This is a genomic window from Aequorivita soesokkakensis (genome assembly GCF_001641085.1).
GTDB classification, from domain to species: domain Bacteria; phylum Bacteroidota; class Bacteroidia; order Flavobacteriales; family Flavobacteriaceae; genus Aequorivita; species Aequorivita soesokkakensis.
Map to the genome: position 1 here is coordinate 91,745 of NZ_LXIE01000012.1, position 20,287 is coordinate 112,031.

Consider the following 20,287-nt stretch of genomic DNA (forward strand, 5'->3'; position numbering starts at 1 on the left):
TTATTTTTTGGAGTTTATGTCTTTCAATGGATCAATAGTAAGCTGTGGCAAAGCCTTGGCTTCCTCCTCATATTTGTTAATATCTGCCTCAGTATCTGTGGCTGTTATAGCAGCTTTTTTGCCGTCATATCCCAAACCTCGGTAAGTAATCTCTTGTACATGCCATTTTTTATCGCTCCAAGGCGCCTTGTCCAGTCGCAATCGAATGCGTTTGGTCCAATTGCCTTGTTTGTCAAATTCATACATATAGGCATCGTAGTAGTTTAACATGGTATAGGAATAATCTACTTCTATCCCCGGAAGATTATCTTCATTGTACATCGTGAACTTATGCCCACCTCCAGAGGTTATATAGATTTTTTGTCCTTTTGCGTTATAAAAGGTTTCCCTAAACCCATCATGTTGGGCATAGCCATCGCCATAAGGTCTTATTTTCCAAGTAAATTCATAATCTTTCTTTATGGAACGCGCTACTATGGTATCGCCTTTGGCATCGGTCTCAAATTCGCTGTGAAAGCCCGCATACAGATTGCCATGAAGCCAAAATAGGTTTAGTGTGGTTTGGGTGTCTGCTTTGCCTTTATCAAAAAGATTTTTTTTATTGCTGGTGTATTGGGTATAATTGGGATTATAGGTAAAGGTGGTACTGTGGTATTTTGGGTTTTCAAAAAGAGTCACATAGCCATCCTTGTTGAAGGCATAGCGAGTAATGGCAGGATTGTCGCTCATGGCGATACGGTCCTTTATATTTAGGTCTTTGTTGAATTGGTGCTCCTCAATGGAGGTAACATTGCCTTTCGGTACTTCAAAATCTCTTTTTAGGGGACTGTGCTGCGCAACGGAAGTGAGTGTTGTAAATAACGTCACTAGGGTTACAAGTTTGGAGAGTGTTTTCATAAATGGAATAATTATTCACAAAAATGAAAGAAGTACTGTTTTTTCACAATACGACAATTGCCCTATTTAACCTGATCAATTTTGAGATGTGGACAGGGTTCTTTCCCCTTATGCCTCGTTGAAAGACTTGGGGGGCTTCTCGCCCATCAACACTTGAAGTGGCGGTTCATAAAGCTTATATGCCAAAACAGGCTGCTACGGCTACACCCATAGTACGGTTACGCAACCTGCCTTAATAGGAGGTTTCTCAATGTAGGATCCAAGGGGGCGGGTGCTACGCTCCTCTGGCTCGCTTAATAAAAGCGTGTCACTTTATCGTTGCATTTGTAGTGCTCCTGCTGTCGCGTTCGTCCTGCCCGTGATTCCGGCGCTGTATCCTCTAATAAAAGTTCGTAATATAGCCTACCCAAAACCCAGGATCACCCGTATTAAAGCCTAGTAAAAGCCCAGTATAAGTCTAGTGAAAGCTATTAACTTCCCTTAACTACATCAAAACGTATTTCCTAACACTCTAATTAAACGTAATCAAAGGTGACCGAGTGAATTTGAAATGCGTCAGCAATTTCAGATTAGTAAAGTTTACCCTGAGCGTAGCCGAAGGGAGGCCACCGGCCCACCTGCCGCTTTGAGCGGCTTTTTGCTTTTTAAGTTTATGTAGAAGGATGCTGCTGCTGCCTCTTTGCAGTTATTTTGTAACAAATTTTAGATTCCAATACTTACCCAGCGAATCCTAAAAAAAATCAAAAATGAAACATTCAAAACTATCTTTAGCGCTCTTTGTATTTATACTGTCTTTTAATTTTTTCCAAGCACAAGAAAAAATAGGGCACGAAAATTCTGTGCTTTGGAAAATAGAACGCGAAGATCTTAAAGAACCATCTTACTTGTTTGGAACGCTACATATGATGTGCGAAAATGACTTTGCGATTCCTGAAAAAGTGAACAATGCAATTAATAAGGTAGATGCATTGGTATTAGAAGTCAATTTAACTGACCCTAACGAAATGCACGAATTTCAAGAATCCCTGAGCAATACAAAGAAAATATCAGAGGAAATATCCAAAGAACAATACCATGAGTTGGATTCTCTTGTAACAGAAGTTATGGGAGTGCCTTTAGAAGCCTTTGATGGATACGGTCTTTCCATTTTACACGCTATGCTGATAACCAAAATGTTGCCTTGCTCAACATTCAAGTCCTTTGAAAATGAATTATCCGAAATGGCTTCCAAAAGCAAAAAGCCAGTATTGAGTTTAGAAAAAGCGTCGCAGCAAATCGAAATTTTGAAAAATGCGTATCCTTCAGACTTTGCTTTTAAACAACTAATGTTATTCCAATCTTATAAAAAGGATTTTAATGACGCTATAGCAGCTTATAAAAAAGAAAATATAGCGACTACGGTAGCATTAATTACGAAGGAAAAGTATATGGATGAAAACGCGACCGAGTTGATGCAAATAGGACGTAACCAGAAATGGGCTGAAAAAATGCCACAAATGATGAAAGAAAGAAGTAATTTGTTTGCAGTTGGAGCGGCACACCTAGTAGGTAAGTACGGTGTAATTCATCTTTTAAGAGAAGCAGGGTATGTTGTAAGTCCAGTTATAAAATAGAAAGTGTTTGATGAAAATAACGGAACAGAAATTTTTAGCCTTAATCAACCAACATAAAGGTATTCTTTATAAAGTTTCCAGAATTTATTTTGACAAATTGGAAGACCAACAGGATCTTTTTCAAGAAATTATTTTACAATTATGGAAATCGGTGGATTCTTTTAAAGGAGATAGTGAGTTTTCGTCGTGGATGTATAGGGTGGCGTTAAATACAGCAATTGTATTCTTTAAAAAACAAAAAAGAAAACCAGATAAATACGCGTCAATAAAAATGGAACCCATTTCACCTTCTCCTTACGATAATGAAAAAGACCTACAATTGGTGCATTTTTATAATGCTGTCAAAGAATTAAATAAAATTGAAAAGGCGCTAATACTCCAATATATAGAGGGCTTTTCTGGAAAGGAAATAGCTGAAAATTTAGGTCTTTCAGAAGTAAACGTTCGTGTAAGAACAAATAGAACAAAAAATAAATTACAACAAATAATAAAAAATCAAGGCTATGAATTTTGAGAACCTAAAAGATAAAATGGATACTGAAGCTATGTGCATACAAGAAATTCCGCAGAATTTAAAGGGATTAAAACGTACCCAATTACCGCTTCAACGTGTAAGAAGAAACTTGAGAAATGAAATTTTAACCCAAATTATAGTATTTCTTTGCCTATTTGCTATACCTAGTTTTTTGGAAATTAATAAAGTTGCAAAAGGGTTCTATTTTATACTATTATTTATTACAACGTTAATCACCATTACCTATCTCCTAAAAATGAGTGAGTTTCTTAAACGTAGTGTAGCTATATCCACCAGCTCTAAGCAAGTGCTTATAAATATAATCCAAGAACTCAATTTAACTTTAGAAGTATACAAAACCGCCATAATATCAGGAAGTTTATTATTGCCACTAATAGCTTTCGTGGTTTATACGGGAAAAGTTAATTTTGAGGATTCCTTGCTATTTGATATTATAACTTTCAATATTAGCTTCATTACTTTAATAGGGTATTTAATTGGTTATCTAGTAGTATCAATTTTAATTGTATTTATTACCAATTGGTGGACAAATATTCATTATGGAAAATACGTGAAAACCATGGAGAAAACATTGGGAGAAATAAATGCAGAATAATACTGCCAAATAGCGAAAAAACAGTTCCCGCCCAATAAAATCAGTTTTTTAGTATCTTTTATAAAAGAATCCGCAGTGTAACAATAAAATCCATAAGCTTGCTTGGGTATTCCTATTCTATCTACAATCCTTACAAACCCCCACAAGAATACAATTTGTTTGTTGTACAATATAGTTGTCGGGAAGAGAGTATGTTATTGGTTCAGCAAGACATTCAATAGTTTCACATTGGGTACACCTAAAATGAAAATGGTTTGCAGGAATGGGAGGTAGACCTTCGCAGTTATCACAGATGGCGAAATATTGTTTTCCATCATCTGCCACTATTTTATGCACTATTTCATCCTTACAAAAACGATTCAATATCCTATATACAGTAGCCCTGTCGGCATCAACATCCATAAGCTGGAAAACGGCATCATGACTCATAGCCTTTCTTTTGCTTTTTAAAACAGCCAAAACAGCCTCTTGTGTGGTAGTATTCCTTCGTTTAATCATGCCGCAAACTTAGCGAAAAAACTCTATTGCGACAAATTTGCAATAAATAAATGCAACAGTGTTGCATTAAAGAATAAAACCATTATATTTGAAGTGTTTTAAAATGGCTTATAAACAATAAAAATATGTGGAGTATTTTTTCTTCTTCATATTACAAGGTTTCTTTTTGAAACATAACTATTTAGAATATTATGACAGCTAGCACAGATTTTGAAGTTATAATTATAGGAGGCAGTTACGCTGGGCTTTCTGCTGCCCTTGCATTAGGGCGTTCCTTGAGAAAGGTTTTGGTTATTGACAGCGAAAAGCCATGTAATAATCAAACCCCACATTCTCATAATTTCTTGACACAGGACGGTCAAACACCCGCAGCAATTTCAGCACTCGCCAAAAAGCAGGTTAAAAAATATGAAACTGTAGCATTTTTTCAGGGCATAGCCACAAATGGCATAAAAATGGGGGAGGGTTTTGAAATAACAACGGATAAGCAAAAAAAATTTACCGCTAGGAAGCTAATTTTTGCTACGGGTATTAAAGATGTTATGCCCTCTATTAAAGGTTTTGCGGAATGCTGGGGAATTTCTGTGATTCACTGCCCTTATTGTCATGGTTATGAATTTAAGGGAAAGCAAACGGGAATATTTGCGAACGGAGAAAGAGGGTTTCACTTGGCCTCCTTAGTGCATAACCTTACCAACAATGTTACACTTCTTACCAATGGTAAAGCCGACTTTACTAAAGAACAAATTGCCCAATTAAAACATCATAAAATAGAAATAATTGAGAAAGCTGTGACTGAAGTGAAACACGAAATGGGAAAAATCAATCAGGTTGTATTCGCTGATGGCACTAAAAAGTGGCTGGATGCACTTTATGCAGCTTTGCCGTTTGTACAACATTCTGGAATACCTGATTCTTTAGGTTGTGAACTTACAGAGCAGGGCTATATAAAAGTAAGTCCATTGCAAGAGACAAACATAGAAGGGGTGTTTGCTTGTGGCGATAATGTAAATATGATGCGTTCAGTGGCCAATGCAGTATATTCAGGCAACCTAACAGGCGCAGTAGTAAACGGTAAATTAACAATAGAAAAATTTTAAAATGGTAGAAGTTTTTATAACCAACATTCATAATAAAATTCAGGCAGAAAGGGTTTTGAAAAACCTACGAATAGATTATCCTAAATTTGAATTACATTATGACCTTAATGAAACAGAATTTCCTTTTCCCTGCGGGCATACGGTTTTAAGGGTTGAAGGAGATAATATCAGTGCAAGGCAACTAATGGAATCAGTTTTAATCCAAGGTTTTAAATGTGAAATTTTGGAAGAAAAAGTATGTGCGTAAAATAAAAGTTGTGGCAGAATTTTGGGAATCAGTCTATAAAGGTAATGAAAAAATGTGGGGTGCTAATCCTACCGATAATGCCTATACAGCCTTGGGGATACTCCTCAAACATAATTGTTCAACAGTATTGATCCCTGGTTTTGGTTACGGGCGGAATGCAAGGGTCTTTTATGATAGGGGTTTTGGGGTTACGGGTATTGAAATATCCAAGACTGCTATTAAAAGAGCTAGAAGTCACTTTGGTCCTGAGGTGACCATACACCACGGCTCAGTGGCCAAAATGCCTTTTGACGCTAAAAAATTTCAGGCAATATACTGTTATTCCCTTATTCATCTTTTGGAGAAAGCGGAAAGAATTAAGTTAATTGAGGATTGTTTTGCTCAATTAGAGCCCAATGGCATAATGATTTTTGTAGCGTTGTCTACAAACGATAATAGATTTGAGGTAGGTAATGAAATAGAAAAAAACACCTTCCTTTCGCCCCACGGATTAAAGCTCTATTTCTATGATCGGGAAGCCATTAGCCAAGAATTTGAAAGCTTTAATATTATAGCCTTGAACGAAATAAATGAGCCGGAACAATCTCCCACCGAAAAGCATTGGATGATAGTCTGCAAAAAACCGACATAATTTTAATACTATTCACATCTCAAACTTCACGACTTTGTTATACTGAGCTTGTTGAAGCACAACCACAGCCGTGATTTTGGAACCAGAGCTATCCCCTGCTGATAGGGGCGTCTCGCCCGTCACCTCAGCGCCTCCTAATTCACAATTCAACGATCCCAAATAATACGCTTTACAAACCTCCTAATCTTATTCCAAAGTTCATGAAACAGCAGGAGACCGAATATTCGGTCTCCGCTAATTCAATTCATAATTTTAGGCTCTCCGCTTATGAAATTTTAATACTGCGGGCAGGTCGTTGCTTAGCCTCCTCTTTTTTGGGTAAGTGTATATTCAAAATACCCTCACTATAACTCGCATTAATCTTTTCTTCATCTACACTTTCGGGCAAGGTAAAGCTTCGTTTAAAAGAAGCGTAGCCAAACTCCCTGCGGGTGTAGTTTTCCTCTTGGTTTTCCTGCTCCTCTTTAGTCTCCGTAGAAATGGATAAAACTTGATTGTCAAGTTCAATCTGGAAATCAGATTTTTTAAGACCCGGCACCGCCATTTCAACTATAAAAGCGTCCGCTGTCTCCCTGATGTTTACTTTGGGTAAAGTAATACCATTATTGAAATTTGAGCTGAATACAGATGGGAGGTCTCTGTTAAAGAGCTCATCAATCCAATTTGACCAATTTGGAAAGTTTACATTTGAAGTATTGCTTGATAAACTTCCGTTTTTAGGAACATTAACTAAAGCGTTCATAATTACAAAATTTTAAATTAAACATTATTTCAAATTCGAAATCAATTGTGATTTCTATAAACCTAAATACAAAATAAATACCAAAATTTATTAGCCTTTTACTATAAGTGTATTCTTTTATAAATCCATTGAAAACTGTCAAATTTTCAGGACTATTACAATAATTAAGGTTAAAATATTGTCAAATTGACAAGGTCATTTATAAGGTGTTTTCCCTTATAATAAATGGTGGATTTACTATGCTCGAATTGCCATACCACTATATCTTTAGAACAAATTTCGAAAGTGCAAACAACTTATATACAGTTTTTTACCCGCCCTATTAAAATAAAATTTATAAATTAGAACTTTTTAAAAACAATAAATCTCCATTTCTTATATCAACTAATCGTAACCATTATGATAAAAAAATTCTTCCTACTTGACTATAGCAAAGTGTTTTTTTGTTCTCTCTTATTTATTCTACCTTTTTTGGGGTTCTCCCAAACCTTTACAAAGCTTTTTGATTTTAACGGCATCAGTGGGAGTAAAGCCTATGGAGACCTGATCAGCGACGGGGATTATTTTTATGGCACCACCACGGTAGGCGGTAGTAATGATAAGGGCGTTATTTTCAAAATTAAAAGCGATGGCACCGATTATCAAAAGCTTTATAATTTTGATGAGGTTCACGGAGCAAAACCGTATGATGGATTACAACTTATAGGCTCAGAACTCTTTGGAGTTACCTTATATGGGGGAACGAATAATGGTGGAATAATTTTTAAAATAGATACAAATGGTTCAAATTATTCTGTTCTAAAAGATTTTTCGAATAGCAATGATGGGGCCCAGCCAAACGCTTCTCTCTATTTTGATGGCACCTTTCTCTACGGCACTACCTATTCAGGAGGAACGGGTGGGGGCGGTGGAACCATCTTTAAGCTGAACCTCGACGGAACGGGCTTTACGGTCATTCACAACTTCAATGGCAGCAATACTAGTAATGGGGCTCAACCGAAAGCACAACTCCTGTCTGACGGGACATATTTGTATGGAGTAACTTTTAATGGTGGAACAAACAATAAGGGAGTACTCTATAAAATCAAACCCGACGGTACCAATTTTTTAAAACTCTATGATTTTGTAGGTACGAATAACACAAACAATGTAGAACCGAGCGAACCAATTTTGCACGAAGGATATATTTACGGCTGTACTTTTCTAGGGGGCGTAAATGAATTAGGCATCCTCTATAAAATCGCAACTGATGGTACTGACTTTTCCGTACTCCACGACTTTGATTCCCAAACAGGAGCAAAGCCCCATTGCAAATTGACCCTGGCTGGCGATTATTTATATGGAACCACAACCACCGGGGGCCTCTCTGGGGGTGGGATGATCTTCAAAATAAAACCAGACGGTACCGACTACAGCAGCATTTTTGAATTTGTAACGGAGAGTGGTTATAGTTGCTGGTCTTCCCTGCTCTATAAAGGAAGCTATTTGTATGGAATCACCTCAAGCGGAGGTGACGGTGGCGATAATGGCACTATCTTCCAATTTGATGACGGACTCCCACTTTCCAATCCAAATGTTTCAGCCCCAACTAATATAGCTATTTACCCAAATCCAGTACAGGATGTTTTATACATAAGCCTACCTGAAAATACGAAAGCCGATGCTATTCTCTATGATGTGGCGGGTAAATTAGTACTAAGGGAAACTATAGTTGGTAATGCCGCAATAAGTCTAAACAGCCTGAAAAGCGGGGTTTATTTTATTCAAGTGGGAAATCAGATACATCAAATCATTAAAAATTAAATAACAATTACAGTAAATAAATATATCCAAAGGTTCCACAGTGAGGCAATACGTGTATAACATTCTTTCTGCTGGCGAGCCTGTTCCGGTCATGTCCAATTAAACCAATCACCCAACCCCTCCTATAACTTCCAGTTATATCTCTTTTAACCACCAAAGCAACCATTAGCGCTTCACACTTCCCGTCCCACGCTTCCCGCTTCACACTTTCCGTCTCACGCTTCACACTTCCCGTCTCACACCTCACTACCAATCATTTCAACCCAATAAATCCTCCAAGTTTGGGTTCAAAAAACTCCAAAAATAAGGGCTTCAGGTTTTGATTTTTTTAAAGAATTTTTATTTTAGCAATTCTAACTAACCAATTTATTATGAAAAAATCATTAAAAACCCCATTAATTTACCTTTTTATCATCTTCTTGGCACAACCGTTTTTTGGCCAAGAAAATCGTGAACCGACCGTATTGGGTAAGGATGTAATGTTTACAGTGAGCCAATCCACTACTAGCGAGAAAAAAAGAATTGATTTCTTAAAGAAAAAAGACGGTAGCGAAATAACAGTAGATGAGTATATGCAATATTCCTTTCAAGACACCCTTTCCAAAGGCGAAAACTTCGATTATTTGCCTTTGAAACCGGGCTATTATACCATCGATAATATGATCCAAACTGGTGAATTTATTAGAGGTAACTTTTTTGAGGGTAATTTTCAGGTATTTCTCTATCCCGTTATAGCAAATATCGAGATAGATGAGTATATAAAAAGTATTACCTTCTATAATAAGGCTGAGGGCAATGAAAATGGCCAAAGTGAAGAGTACAGAAGGGATGGCTCTCTTTTTGGAAAAGGGCAAAAAGATGGCATGGGATATAAAACAGGACCTTGGGAACATTTTGATGAAAATGGAAACTTAGTATTGACCGGAGACTATGAGTCCGGAACTGGTAATAGGGTTGGAATCTGGAAACGCTATGATAGCAATGGGAAAATATTAAGTGAAGCTGATTTTGATGAACAGGATCCCACGAATCCATTTACAGGCAACTAAACTACATTTTAAACGAGCTATACCATAAAAAAACAATTTCTGCTAATTAGTATTTGCCTTATAAATCTTATTGCTTTCGGTCAAACGCAAGGAGAAAAAGCACCCATAGGAAAAATTACGGACTATAAAGGATATGATGATAATGGGAAACTTATAGCCGAGGGACGCATTGATGAGGACTATCATAAATATGGTAAATGGATTTACTATTATGATACGGGGAAAATATCCCAAGAAGAAACCTATAAAAACTGGCTTTGTGTGGGAGAGAAAAAAAGATATTTTAAAAATGGAAACCTGAAAGAATATCTATTGTTTGATGATAATGGAAATCTGAAAAAATGCAAGCGCTTTTACTCCAATGGGCAACTTAGGCTAGAGAGTGATGCAGCTGGCCAGCTTGACGATTGGAACCCTTATTTTGATGGCACCGTGCTTATGTATCATGAAAATGGTGCATTGATGATGGTTGGACAAATGGAAGATCAAATGTGTAAAGGCGATTGGATCTATTACAATGAAGATGGCTCCATAAAAGAAACAATCGATAAATCAGGAAAATATTTCTATGATGATTAACCATTAAAATGTTAATCATCTTAAAGATTTAAAAATAGCAATTTAAACCAAAACCATGAAAAAAATTCTTTTAATACTAACATTAATAATATCCTCTAACCTGGCATTTGCGCAATATACAGAGCTGGTAAACATCGCTGAAGAAAACAATAAACCAAAGGAATATATATTATATTATGATAATGGAAACAAACAGGTACAATCCTTTATAGACGGAAATGACAAGCTTAATGGTGACACTATCTATTATTTTGAAAACGGAAATATTCAAGGAAAAGGAAGGATGGTTAACAATGAAATGGTTGGGGATTGGGAGGCCTATGACGAACAAAGCGGAAAATTAAGTCATGTATTAAGTTTTGAAAATGATGAAATAGTATCGAAGAAATTATTTTATGAAAATGGAAAGTTAAAGAGCATTACCCCTTATGTAGATGGTAAAATAGAGGGAATGTTTAAAGAATATTATGAAGATGGCACATTGGCCGGAATAGAAAATTACAAAAACGATTTATTTCAAGGAGAGAGCAAATCCTATCACAAAAATGGGGAACTTAAGCATATAGGGAGGAACGAAAACGGAAAACAAGAAGGCACATGGAAGTATTATTATGATAATGGCTCACTGGGAGTTGAAGTAGTCTATAAAAAGGGAGAAGTAGTTTCTGAAAAAATATACAAGCGGGGAGAAGTATATGAAGAAAATTATGATGACATTTTCTTTTTTGGTAACTAATCAAAAATAAATAATGATATTTCCATAAATAAAATGATGGCCGAAACAAGAGCCGTACTTTTTTCAAAACGCAAAAACGTATGAATAGTTCCATTAAGAAGCGTACTTTCATTATCCTCTTATTACTGTGCTCCAGCGTTATAAAAGCGCAGCAAAAAGTATCAGACAAACAAATTCTAAAGCACCTCAAAGCAAAACAGATTGAATGGATAGCTGGTGAAAGTAATTTGGCTAAAGTAAAGATGAAATCCACCAAAAAATGGGGTGTTTATACTATCAAAGCATCCACCTTAGCAGGAGAGGTCAATATTGATTCTGAAGAAATAATAGCTCCAAAATTTGATTCAATAGGCTGGTTTAAAAACATGGAGCCTTTAACCATAGTGAAAAATAAAAGAAAATACGGTATTCTTTTGAATCCTTATGAAATTCACGATGCTGCTGAAAAAGCCCAATGCAAATACGATGCTATTAAAATAAAGGAAGTAGAAGGGCGCTTTTATACACTTGTAAAAGAAGACAATCTTTGGGGTTTGGTAGATTGGTTTGAAGGCATCTATTTGGTAGACCCTTCTTTTGAAAATCCAGAAGATGTTCCATTAGTATGGATAGAATCTTGGGCAGTAGATACCTTTAAAGAATCAAAGAAAAAATTAAACGCAGACATGCTTATTTTTGACGAAGACAATGGCGATGGCGTTTTTAAAGCAAGAGATAAAACCTCCAAAAAATGGGGCATGTACCAATCATTGGATTCAGAAAAATTAATTACACTTATTCCAGCAAATTACGATAGCATTAATTTTTTCTCTTTTAACAATAAGTATACAACGGTCTATAACAATGACAAAGTAGGTGTTTATCTATCGTATTGGAGTTATCGCGATAAGGCCAAACAAACCGTTCCGTGCAGTTATGAAGACTATAAAATGTATGATGCGGAAGGTGTGCCGAAACTTGCGGTACAAAAAAATGGAAAATGGGGTTGGATCGATTGGCTAACTGGAAAAGAGAAATCAGAGTTTACATATGAAACACCAAAAGACCTTCCATATCCCTATTATAAACAAGACACCTTCCTAGAAGAATAACGGATAGGAATTTAACTTCTAAATACTATTTTGTGAGCAGTTCAGACCTTCAACCCTTAAAAATACCCTCAGGCTGGTCTGTGGAATGGAACTTGTTAACAGAAACAGATCCCAACGAAGAAAACATCCACGAATTTTCGGGAAGCTCTTTACTGTTGCTTAATTCATCTTTACGATTAAAAGCCATAGATGTGTCTTGGCAACCAGAAGGCGATATCAATGGCGCGTATCAATTACAAGTTATTTGTTTGCTTCCAAAATTTAATGCCAAATCCAATATCATGGAATATGAAGGTATTTGGGAAACTCCAGAACTGGAATTCCAAACCAAAGATCGTTTGGCGTTAGTTGAAAAAATTAATCACTTACTATTCACTTTACAGCCATACACAGACCATCGTATTATGCTGAAACCTGGTATTGTGGATGAATCAAATGAACAAATCAGGCAAGTATTACTCAAGGGGTTAACAACTGATGTAGCAACCAAAATTATGGCATCAAACCATAAGCAACTTCAAGATTTACTATTAGAACATTCAGCCGTTTCCAAAACGATGGTTGAAGAACTAGCACTTTCTGGAGCGGGTAAAGGCATCAGAAATAAGGCAAAACAACTATTGCATAGTAAACGCTTTAAAAATTGAAGTCTACGATGGAAACAAAAAATGAATTAGGAAATGATGGATTAAAACTTATTGCTGCCATTACGCAGAAGATGACAGCAATGGTAGCCGAGTTGCAAAAAGAAAAACCCGAAAAAGAATTTTCATTAACCGTTTATGAACCCAATATGTATTGGTGCGTGAACTGGAAAAGCACCAAACGTTGGAAAACCGAACACTTTTTGAAAGAGTTTTTTCAAGTTCGCTTGTATGCCGACGATGAACACTATTCCGTAAAAGGCGAACATATGGCAGAAGATGTTTTTGAGCATCTCTGCGACAACCACCCGCTGGTTAAAAAAAAGACTATTAAAGAGTTATTTGAAATGACCGATGCAATTGTTCAACAAACGAAAGAGGCTGTTTTAGAGGCTTTAGATAAGGAGTTTGATCCTAGTTATTAGAGAACTTCGTGAATCGTGAGACGTGAGTCGTGAATCGTATTTTGTTGCTTATACTTCGTACTTTTCACTACGTCCTTCATATTTCATCCTTCTTCCCTCGTAATTCGTATTTCGTCGCTCGTACTTCGTATTTCGTTCTTAAACCCTTTTATTTCATCCTGCGATCCTCGTAACTCCCTGTGTATTATCAATGCTTAAAAGCTTGTTTGTAAACAAACTATAGCGTAGTTTTATCTGGTATATCAGAACAACTATCACGCTAACCAAAATCGCTGCAAGTATGTCTTTCATCTTCAGAACACCAATCCTCCAAAACCTAAAACCCTGCTATCTTCTTTTTGCATTACTATTGATAGTGAGCCAAAGCTGCAAAGAAAAAACGGAGCAAGTATCTTCACAGGCAGACTTACCCGAAAAGGAAACCTATACCGTGCTAATTGCCGGAACAAAAGTGGGGCATTTAAATGTGGATCGCGCTGGCGATTCGGTTGCAATAGATTATGACTATAAAGACAATGGCAGAGGTCCTACTATCAAGGAAACCGCAGTGCTCAATGCCGATGGCTTTCCGGTGCAATGGCATATTGCTGGCAATTCTACTTTTGGTAATAGCATAGACGAACATTATAAACTTGACGGTAAAAACGCAACATGGAAAGATGCTTCGGGAGAAGGTGCTGCAACCATGGAGCAGCCTGCTTTTTATGTAAACCAATCCGGCAGTCCGTATTCACTGTTTATGACGGCGCGGGTGTTGTTAAATTCAAAAGATCAAACCGTAACAGCGCTACCGGCAGGGCAGTTAAAATTGACTAAATTGGAAGGTATTGAAGCTGGTTCAGACTCCTTAAAATTGAAACTAAAAACCTATGCACTATCGGGTGTGGATTTAGATCCTACGTATTTTATTATGGATGAAAAGGATCACTTTTTTGCGATGATTGATTCCAAGTTTATCATTATCAGAGAAGGTTATGAAAGTGAAGAAAAAGGAATGCGCATGCTTGCTGAAAAGTATTCAGCAGAACGTTTTGAAGATTTGCAAAAGCGCTTTGCGCATACATACGATAAAAATATCCGTATTCGCAACGTGAAAATATTCAATCCAAAAACGCTAGCACTTACTGATTTGGCTTCCGTTGTTGTGAGTGGAAATAAAATATTAAGCATTGATGCTGCCGATGCCGTTGCTGGTGAAAATGAAATAGAAATAGATGGTGCTGGCGGAACTTTGGTGGCGGGGCTTTATGATATGCACGGCCATATGAGCGAAGATGATGCGCTTTTAAACGTTTTAGCCGGGGTTACCTCTGTCCGCGATATGGGTAACAACAACGAGGTATTGGAAAGCCTTATTCAAAAGATAAAAACAGGAGTTTTGGTGGGTCCAAATATTACCCGAATGGGATTTATAGAAGGGAAAAGTCCGTTTAACAGCAACAATGGAATTCTTGTGGAAAGCGAAGCAGAAGCACTTGCCGCGGTTCAAACCTATGCCGATAAAGGATTTTACGGTATAAAATTATACAATAGTATGAATGGGGAATGGGCACCTGCCATTGTTAAAAAAGCCCATTCATTGAATATGCCTGTTATGGGGCACGTTCCGGCTTTTTCTACTGCGAACGATATGATAAACGCAGGTTATGATGAATTGACCCACATTAATCAAACAATGTTGGGTTGGGTGCTGGAGCCTGGGGAAGATACGCGTACCTTATTGCGATTGACCGCCTTGCAACGTTTGCCAGATTTGGATTTAAACAGTGCGCCCGTTCAAAAGACATTGGATTTAATGGTTAAAAACAAAGTTGCTATGGACCCAACGCTGGCTATCCATGAACTGTTATTGCTTTCCCGAAACGGCGAAACTCAGGCGCGTACTTTAGATTATATAGACCATATGCCTGCAAGCGAACAGCGCGATGCCAAAAGGGCGATGGCGAGTATTGCCAATGATGCCGAGGATAAAGCGTATCGAGGAGCCTATGATAAAATTGTTGAGGTTTTAAAAATGATGAAAGCGCGGGGTATTTTAATCGTGCCAGGAACTGATTTGGGAGGCGCATTTAACTTGCACAGGGAGTTGGAGCTTTACCAACAAATTGGTTACACTCCAGCTGAATTATTAAAATTGGGCAGTTATGATATGGCACGATATCTTGGGCAGCAAGATAGAGGCGCCATTGAACCAGGAATGCTTGCTGATTTCTTTCTTGTCCCCAATGATCCCACAAAAGATATTAAGGCGATAAAAACAATTTCCATGGTATCCCGTGGTGGGGTGCTTTATTTTCCAAGCGAAGTATATCCAGAATTTGGTATAAAACCGTTTGTTGAGAAGCCAATTATTAAAGGGAATTAAAGAATATTATTATGAGAATTTTTAAAAAGAATCTGAAAACAAAAGTGTTTGTTTTTGCCTTATTGATGGGGCTTCCGTTACAGATGTGTACCCCCGGAGGAGGTGATGATTGCAATTGTGGACCAATAACCGGAAGGTATTTCGATATTAACGGAATGGAACTTAACAACTACAAAAAGGTAGGTGAGAATTCCGTTAGTTTGATGGTGGAGAATGAAGCCGTTCCGTATTCAGATTATTCAGGATTAACGGTTGAGTACAGCGTGGATTATATAAGCCAAAAACGTTCAAAATGGCCAAATTTTTCACTTACGCCAAGTGCATACGCTTGTTCGTGTGTTGGCAATGGGGAAAGCGGTTCTAAAAATGAAAAGCTCTCCAATCTTACGGTAATTACCCTTAATGATTTTGACGAAACCCATCGTGCAAATGATACTATAGATGACTTAATTCTTGTAAAGGGTTATTATTCTGAAGTAGATGAATATTTGGAAGATTATTTGGTGAACGATACTCAAAACATACAGTTTGAGGGAATTCAACTGTTAGTAGATAGAAAACCAACCCTAAACGAAAACTACAAAGTGAAGGTGGTTGTTGAATTATCTACGGGAGAGGTTTATCAAAAGGTGAGTGAGACTATTAAGATTAGATAGGTTTTTGTTATCAATACACTTTTTTAAAGGTGAAATTATACTAGGTGCTTTATTTTAGATTTTTATTTTTTATACTTTTTTTATTGGAGCTTCGGTTTTTGAACTTTAGGCATAAGCACGATAAGTATATCTGGATGGGTATTGTTTTAGTTTTTAGTTATTTTGGATATGCCTTTTTTCTTGTTTACAAAAGGAGGTTACTCTATAAACGGAAGTTTGCGCCTGATTTTAAAGAAAGATAAGATTTTGTTGCTACGAGCGTTCTGCCGTTAAGCTTATCAAAAAAACTTATATTTGTATAACCCAATTACTGGGATAATATCCAAAAATGAAACTCTACACTTCACTTCCAAAAGGACTAAAGCCCTATTACGAGATAGAACTGGAAAAGTATCGGAAGGAATATACAGTCGGGAACTTGAAGATTGCTTGGAACCATTTGGAAAGAGCCCACATACTCGGACAAAAATATCCTTTTGCCCATACTTTTGTACATTGGAAAATGTTGCAATTTGGGTTTAAAATTAAAAGCGGAAAGGAAATCTTTGGACAGATACCAAGGCTGGTTTTTGGGGGCGTGAAGTCCTTTGTTGGGAAAATTCCCGTTGGGAATCCAGGCGGTGCAAACGTACCACCGCTGAAGCCATTTCCCATAGAAAAAGAGTTACAGGAAATTTTTATAAAAGCGGGCGTTAGCGCTTTGCCAACCTAAACGCTTTCCTTCAAACTTATAACCGACAACACTCGCCCGCCGAAGCTTCTTTGTGCATCGTTGCTTTAGCGATGATATATAGCGTAGGTGGGGACAACTGATAACCAAAACATGAACTACACTGTAAAGGCGGAAGCATTCTCAAAAAGTAAGGCTTCCATTCACATTAAGCAAACGGAGATTCCTTTTGGCATTACACCCGAGACTGCAGATACGTTAGCAAATCCTGACGAATTGTTTTTGGGTTCCCTTTCATCCTGTATTCTTAAAAACGTTGAACGGTTTTCAGAATTTATGAATTTTGAATACAGCCGTGCCGAAATAACCATCAATGCTAAACGATTGGAAAAACCACCGCGAATGGATGAAATAAATTATGAGTTGCGGATTTATAGCCAAGACAGTAATTTAAATCTTGATCTACTGAAAAAGAATATCGAAAAGTTTGGAACTATATACAATACTGTCAAGATTTGCTGCACTATTACGGGTACAATTAAAAAGATCGGTGAGTAAATACTAGAAACAGGTGGAAGTGTATATTGATTATTTTTTGCTCAACCTGAAATTATAATTTCTTTCCTTCGACCAAAGCGGCCCAAAGACTTTTAATCAATTAAACACACACTATGAAATTTAGCCTACTAACAGCAATTCTATTAAGTATTTTCCTTATTTCCTGTAAAGACAAACCACAAGCAGAGACCTCTCAAGCAATCACGCCTGAAATAACTACTCCAACTTTCCAAAACAAAGGGCATGAATTAGTGTATACTATGGTGCAAAAGGTTGGCAACTATGATTCGCTGGCAAAGAAAAAGGACGTAGTATATACATATACCTACCAAACGCCAGATGGCAAAGCTGATATTTCCACAGAAAAATACCTGTTTGACGGGGAACTGTCTTATGGCGAATACCAACAACACGAGCGAACTTTCGATGACTTGAAAGGAAAAATAGAGCAAGGCTATGACGGGAGCGAATACTGGCTGAAGCACAATGGGCAACTTTTAAACGATACCACAAGACTGAAACGTGTGGCTTTTAATAGACCTACTAACTTTTATTGGTTTGCGATGTTTCAAAAATTATTAGATCCAGGTCTGAATTATGAATATCTGGGTGAGAAGATGGTAGATGATAAGGCGTATGATGTTGTGAAAATCAGCTTTGTTAGCCCTGATGAGAAGCCTACAGATGTTTATCAACTATACATAAATAAGAATACCTCCTTAGTAGATCAGTTTCTGTTTAGTGTGGTTGATTTTGGGGTTATGGAAACACCTTTCTTGATGCAGTTGGAATATGAAGAAGTTGGCGGGATGTTGATTCCAACAAAGCGACTTTATAAAAAGTCTACTTGGGATGCAGAGCTTATTGAGGGGCCTTGGATAAAAGTAACTTGGACTGATATTAAGTTTAATAATGGTTTAAGTGGTGATGACTTTAAGAAGTAAAGGCGGTATAGTAGAACCCCCAGCGGACAACTGAAAACCGAAAACCGACTTCAACACTTCTTACCGAAACAATATACTCGCACTCTTAAAACTAATAATCATAGTATTGAACTGTCCAATAAAATCCTGGCCCAGATTGCCGTGGAGATTGTCAGTAACTCCTATTTTTTCTGGAAATAGCCTTGTGCTTTTTAGGGTCGCCTCTGCTTTGCCCACTGCTAATTTTACGTCTTTAAGGATATAACCCTCTAATGCTACTTGCCCGCCTGCACCACCAGTGCTGAGGTCTGTTTTGTTGTAATTTTCCTCAATCTCATTCTGATATTTCTTATAGAATTTTGAATAAAGGGAAGTGGTTTGCGCCCCTGTATCAAAGTTAAAGCGCAGCTTATCGTTTTTATACTTTACGCTTATTATGGGCATATATTCATCATAGGCTAAATTATTTAGATGATAATCCGTTGGTTTTTGTGGTATATACAGGGTATCCTTAGTTAATTGTATTTCCTGCAGTGCGCGGATTACTGGGAAACCGATGATGCCCTTTATTTCATAATCGATGGTAGGAAAGGATAAATCCTTATCGTCAAAAACCAGAAATACTACGTGGGTTACGGTAATTTCACCCAACTGCAGTTTTGCAGCTACGGCTAGGTCGCTTTTCACCTTTAATCCCGTTGCTGCATCTACATCGAACTGGGCCGGGATTATTGTCATCCCAAGATTTTCCGCAACAGAACGTTGAATTACGGAGAAATTGGCTCCGGTATCAAAAACAAAATCAGTAGTAGTGTTCCCTATTTTTGTGGAGAGGGTAGAAAGCCCTATTTTATCTTTTACTATTGGAAGGGCAACATCCGCGGCTATAGTTACTTCCTGAGGAGGTGTATTTTCTAGGATTTTCCATATTTTATGTGTGTTTTTTAAATCCTCCATTTTTGTGGAATCTAAAAAATTGGCATACTGTTGCTGTAGGTCTTCGTTTATTTTTAAAGCCTCTCTATATTCGGCTAGATGAATGTGGTTGGTCAATTTGGTGACCAACATTTTTTCCGCCAAGCTATCGGTTATTTTCGCTTCTGGGGTTTTAAAAAAAGCGTCTATCGCCTCATTGGATTTCTCCGGATTGTTGAAAGCATTGGAGAGGATTGCTTCAAAATAAAGAGAATCTCTTTTTTGAAGATTTTCTTTATAGTTTTTGAATTCTTCAAGTAAAGTGAAATAATCCAAATCGGTCACCAAGGCGTTCAGAGCTTTAAATTTCTTTTCGGTATCAACCTTTTTTGAGTCTTGGTTGCACCCAATAAAAAACAACAGCAGCGGAAGCAAACATAACTTTTTCATAAAGGATAAACGGTTTGGTATTTTAAGATATTTTCAGACTATTGGTTTATTAATCGGGTAATTCGTAACAAGTAAACTCTAAAAAAATTCTGCAAACCATCATTTTTTTGCTTCTATGGTCTATGGAACACATAATTATATAGCATTCAAGATTTTCTAATAAAAAAAGTAAATTAATAATTTGCGCAGTTAAATAACTGCGTTTATATTTGCAGTCAAATAACTGCGTTATGAAATTAAGAAGAGATGTATTCCAGGCCATTGCCGATCCCACCCGAAGAATGATAATTTCCCTGCTTGCCGTTCAAGCCATGACACCTACCGCTATTGCTGAAAGTTTTGATTCTTCTCGGCAAACCATTTCAAAGCATATACAAATTCTCAGCGAATGCGAAATTGTTAGGCAAGAACAAAAGGGAAGGGAAATATACTATCACCTAAATCCAAACGGAATGAAGGAAATTGCTGAATTTATTGAGCCATTTAGAAAAATGTGGGATGACCGATTCAATAAATTGGAAGCTGTAATGAAATTGAAGATTCACGAGCACAAAAAATAAAATTA

23 protein-coding genes and 1 pseudogene are annotated in these 20,287 nt (G+C 37.1%); 20 read left to right on the forward strand and 4 right to left on the reverse strand.

Features of this window, described 5'->3' with window-relative positions; translation table 11 throughout:
- On the reverse strand, nucleotides 1-897 hold the full coding sequence (locus A7A78_RS06590) for a hypothetical protein (protein ID WP_068761657.1): 897 nt from the start codon (nucleotides 895-897) through the stop codon (nucleotides 1-3).
- Nucleotides 898-1,643: 746 nt separating this feature from the next.
- Here A7A78_RS06590 and A7A78_RS06595 point away from each other — a divergent pair.
- From A7A78_RS06595 to A7A78_RS06605, 3 genes are all read left to right on the forward strand, one after another.
- Nucleotides 1,644-2,510: a TraB/GumN family protein gene (locus tag A7A78_RS06595; protein ID WP_068761658.1), complete on the forward strand. Its 867-nt coding sequence runs from the start codon at nucleotides 1,644-1,646 to the stop codon at nucleotides 2,508-2,510.
- An 82-nt stretch (nucleotides 2,511-2,592) separates the two neighbouring features.
- Nucleotides 2,593-3,024: an RNA polymerase sigma factor gene (locus tag A7A78_RS06600; protein ID WP_423190699.1), complete on the forward strand. Its 432-nt coding sequence runs from the start codon at nucleotides 2,593-2,595 to the stop codon at nucleotides 3,022-3,024.
- On the forward strand, nucleotides 3,014-3,640 hold the full coding sequence (locus tag A7A78_RS06605; RefSeq protein WP_068761660.1) for a hypothetical protein: 627 nt from the start codon (nucleotides 3,014-3,016) through the stop codon (nucleotides 3,638-3,640). The genes A7A78_RS06600 and A7A78_RS06605 overlap by 11 nt, the downstream gene beginning before the upstream one ends.
- 117 nt (nucleotides 3,641-3,757) lie before the next feature.
- Here A7A78_RS06605 and A7A78_RS06610 read toward each other — a convergent pair whose 3' ends face one another.
- Complete coding sequence (locus tag A7A78_RS06610; RefSeq protein ID WP_094746058.1) at nucleotides 3,758-4,138, reverse strand: transcriptional repressor; 381 nt, start codon at nucleotides 4,136-4,138, stop codon at nucleotides 3,758-3,760.
- A gap of 191 nt (nucleotides 4,139-4,329) precedes the next feature.
- On the opposite strand from A7A78_RS06610, the gene A7A78_RS06615 reads away from it, so the two are divergent.
- Genes A7A78_RS06615 through A7A78_RS06625 form a run of 3 tightly spaced genes read left to right on the forward strand, consistent with a single transcriptional unit; the run spans nucleotide 4,330 to nucleotide 6,116 of the window.
- Nucleotides 4,330-5,238: an NAD(P)/FAD-dependent oxidoreductase gene (locus tag A7A78_RS06615; protein WP_068761661.1), complete on the forward strand. Its 909-nt coding sequence runs from the start codon at nucleotides 4,330-4,332 to the stop codon at nucleotides 5,236-5,238.
- Nucleotide 5,239: 1 nt separating this feature from the next.
- On the forward strand, nucleotides 5,240-5,485 hold the full coding sequence (locus A7A78_RS06620; RefSeq protein ID WP_068761662.1) for a hypothetical protein: 246 nt from the start codon (nucleotides 5,240-5,242) through the stop codon (nucleotides 5,483-5,485).
- Nucleotides 5,454-6,116 (forward strand): class I SAM-dependent methyltransferase, encoded by a 663-nt coding sequence (locus A7A78_RS06625; RefSeq protein WP_242649256.1) that lies wholly within the window; start codon nucleotides 5,454-5,456, stop codon nucleotides 6,114-6,116. The genes A7A78_RS06620 and A7A78_RS06625 overlap by 32 nt, the downstream gene beginning before the upstream one ends.
- Nucleotides 6,117-6,381: 265 nt before the next feature.
- Here A7A78_RS06625 and A7A78_RS06630 read toward each other — a convergent pair whose 3' ends face one another.
- On the reverse strand, nucleotides 6,382-6,858 hold the full coding sequence (locus tag A7A78_RS06630) for an Hsp20/alpha crystallin family protein (protein ID WP_094746059.1): 477 nt from the start codon (nucleotides 6,856-6,858) through the stop codon (nucleotides 6,382-6,384).
- A 471-nt stretch (nucleotides 6,859-7,329) separates the two neighbouring features.
- Between A7A78_RS06630 and A7A78_RS06635 the strand changes: the two genes are divergently transcribed.
- The 13 genes and pseudogenes from A7A78_RS06635 (at nucleotide 7,330) to A7A78_RS06695 (ending at nucleotide 18,378) form a co-directional block, all read left to right on the forward strand.
- Nucleotides 7,330-8,661, forward strand: a complete 1,332-nt coding sequence (locus A7A78_RS06635; protein ID WP_068761663.1) for a choice-of-anchor tandem repeat GloVer-containing protein — start codon at nucleotides 7,330-7,332, stop codon at nucleotides 8,659-8,661.
- A 371-nt stretch (nucleotides 8,662-9,032) separates the two neighbouring features.
- A complete protein-coding gene (locus A7A78_RS06645; RefSeq protein WP_068761665.1) occupies nucleotides 9,033-9,710 on the forward strand; it encodes a toxin-antitoxin system YwqK family antitoxin in 678 nt (225 codons plus the stop codon).
- Between the two features lie 168 nt (nucleotides 9,711-9,878).
- Nucleotides 9,879-9,959: pseudogene (locus tag A7A78_RS15365) on the forward strand (hypothetical protein); the annotation flags it as partial.
- A gap of 12 nt (nucleotides 9,960-9,971) precedes the next feature.
- Complete coding sequence (locus A7A78_RS15280) at nucleotides 9,972-10,289, forward strand: toxin-antitoxin system YwqK family antitoxin (protein WP_068761666.1); 318 nt, start codon at nucleotides 9,972-9,974, stop codon at nucleotides 10,287-10,289.
- 55 nt (nucleotides 10,290-10,344) lie between these two features.
- On the forward strand, nucleotides 10,345-11,025 hold the full coding sequence (locus A7A78_RS06655) for a toxin-antitoxin system YwqK family antitoxin (RefSeq protein ID WP_068761667.1): 681 nt from the start codon (nucleotides 10,345-10,347) through the stop codon (nucleotides 11,023-11,025).
- An 80-nt stretch (nucleotides 11,026-11,105) separates the two neighbouring features.
- Complete coding sequence (locus A7A78_RS06660; protein WP_068761668.1) at nucleotides 11,106-12,116, forward strand: WG repeat-containing protein; 1,011 nt, start codon at nucleotides 11,106-11,108, stop codon at nucleotides 12,114-12,116.
- Between the two features lie 32 nt (nucleotides 12,117-12,148).
- Nucleotides 12,149-12,763, forward strand: coding sequence for a hypothetical protein (locus A7A78_RS06665; protein ID WP_068761669.1), 615 nt, complete (start codon nucleotides 12,149-12,151; stop codon nucleotides 12,761-12,763).
- Nucleotides 12,764-12,771: 8 nt separating this feature from the next.
- On the forward strand, nucleotides 12,772-13,185 hold the full coding sequence (locus A7A78_RS06670; protein ID WP_068761670.1) for a hypothetical protein: 414 nt from the start codon (nucleotides 12,772-12,774) through the stop codon (nucleotides 13,183-13,185).
- Nucleotides 13,186-13,465: 280 nt separating this feature from the next.
- Entirely contained in the window at nucleotides 13,466-15,550 is a 2,085-nt protein-coding gene (locus tag A7A78_RS06675; protein ID WP_068761671.1) for an amidohydrolase family protein, read from the forward strand.
- Nucleotides 15,551-15,561: 11 nt separating this feature from the next.
- On the forward strand, nucleotides 15,562-16,206 hold the full coding sequence (locus A7A78_RS06680; protein WP_131811113.1) for a hypothetical protein: 645 nt from the start codon (nucleotides 15,562-15,564) through the stop codon (nucleotides 16,204-16,206).
- A 328-nt stretch (nucleotides 16,207-16,534) separates the two neighbouring features.
- Nucleotides 16,535-16,918 (forward strand): DUF3703 domain-containing protein, encoded by a 384-nt coding sequence (locus A7A78_RS06685; RefSeq protein ID WP_068761673.1) that lies wholly within the window; start codon nucleotides 16,535-16,537, stop codon nucleotides 16,916-16,918.
- Between the two features lie 111 nt (nucleotides 16,919-17,029).
- Entirely contained in the window at nucleotides 17,030-17,434 is a 405-nt protein-coding gene (locus A7A78_RS06690) for an OsmC family protein (protein ID WP_068761800.1), read from the forward strand.
- Nucleotides 17,435-17,547: 113 nt separating this feature from the next.
- Nucleotides 17,548-18,378 (forward strand): DUF6503 family protein, encoded by an 831-nt coding sequence (locus A7A78_RS06695; RefSeq protein WP_068761674.1) that lies wholly within the window; start codon nucleotides 17,548-17,550, stop codon nucleotides 18,376-18,378.
- A 60-nt stretch (nucleotides 18,379-18,438) separates the two neighbouring features.
- Here A7A78_RS06695 and A7A78_RS06700 read toward each other — a convergent pair whose 3' ends face one another.
- Entirely contained in the window at nucleotides 18,439-19,722 is a 1,284-nt protein-coding gene (locus A7A78_RS06700; protein WP_068761675.1) for a retropepsin-like aspartic protease, read from the reverse strand.
- 230 nt (nucleotides 19,723-19,952) lie between these two features.
- Between A7A78_RS06700 and A7A78_RS06705 the strand changes: the two genes are divergently transcribed.
- Entirely contained in the window at nucleotides 19,953-20,282 is a 330-nt protein-coding gene (locus A7A78_RS06705) for an ArsR/SmtB family transcription factor (RefSeq protein WP_068761676.1), read from the forward strand.
- The last annotated feature ends 5 nt before the right edge of the window (nucleotides 20,283-20,287 follow it).